2 protein-coding genes are annotated in these 1,103 nt (G+C 50.9%); both read left to right on the top strand.

Going from position 1 to position 1,103, the window contains the following annotated elements; translation table 11 throughout:
* Positions 1-453 (top strand): IS5 family transposase (locus Q3O06_RS05425; RefSeq protein ID WP_301818013.1); only part of this gene is annotated, 453 nt, incomplete at its 5' end.
* 208 nt (positions 454-661) lie between these two features.
* Positions 662-1,103, top strand: a 442-nt coding sequence (locus Q3O06_RS05420; protein WP_301818012.1) for a DNA adenine methylase, incomplete at its 3' end; no start/stop codon positions are given.

Raw genomic sequence — 1,103 nt, 5'->3', positions numbered from 1 at the left:
GGTCTCTACAAACCCGGTTACAAACAACATACCCGTACCGATGAGGAAGGCTATATCGAGAAACTGCACATCACTCCTGCCAATACCCATGAGTGCAAACACCTGTCGCCGTTGTTGGAAGGTCTGCCCAAAGGTACGACCGTCTATGCCGACAAAGGCTATGACAGTGCGGAAAACCGGCAACATCTGAAAGAACATCAGTTGTTGGACGGTATTATGCGCAAAGCCTGCCGCAACCGTCCGCTGACGGAGGCGCAAACCAAACGCAACCGGTATTTGTCGAAGACCCGTTATGTGGTCGAACAAAGCTTCGGTACGCTGCACCGTAAGTTCCGCTATGCTCGGGCAGCCTATTTCGGACTGATTAAAGTGAGCGCGCAAAGCCATCTGAAGGCGATGTGTTTGAACCTGTTGAAAGCGGCCAACAGGCTAAGTGCGCCCGCTGCCTCCTAAAAGGCAGCCCGGATGCCTGATTATCAGGTATCCGGGGAGGATTAAGGGGATATTTGGGTAAAATTAGGAGGTATTTGGGGCGAAAACAGCCGAAAACCTGTGTTTGGGTTTCGGCTGTCGGGAGGAAAAGGAATTTTGCAAAGGCCTCACATTATGATTCATTATATGGATAAGAGTACCGCGAGTACCCGTTATATAGGAGTAACTCATGGACTATACCAAACCACAACCTATCGTCCCTTGGATGGGCGGTAAACGCCGACTGGCAAAACACCTGTTCCCGATGTTCCCCGAACATTCCTGTTATGTAGAACTGTTTGCAGGTGGAGCGGCACTCTTTTTCCTTCGTCCGAACCCTGCCAAAGTAGAGGTACTTAACGATATCGACGGACAGCTTATAAACCTATACCGCGTCGTTCAGCATCATTTTGATGAGTTTGTCAGACAGTTCGAGTGGACGCTTACGAGCCGTGAAGTCTTCTCCCGTCTGCAAAGCACCCCACCGGATTGCATGACAGACATCCAACGTGCCGCACGGTTCTTCTATCTCCAGCACAATGCCTTCGGCGGCAAAACCGTCCAACAGCATTTCGGTACGGCCACCACATCTAAAGCATGGGACGCCTCTCAAATCGAAGCAAAACTGACCG

This window comes from Neisseria maigaei (genome assembly GCF_958267405.1).
Classification (GTDB): Bacteria; Pseudomonadota; Gammaproteobacteria; order Burkholderiales; family Neisseriaceae; genus Neisseria; species Neisseria bergeri.
This window is presented reverse-complemented; position numbering and strand designations above follow the sequence as displayed.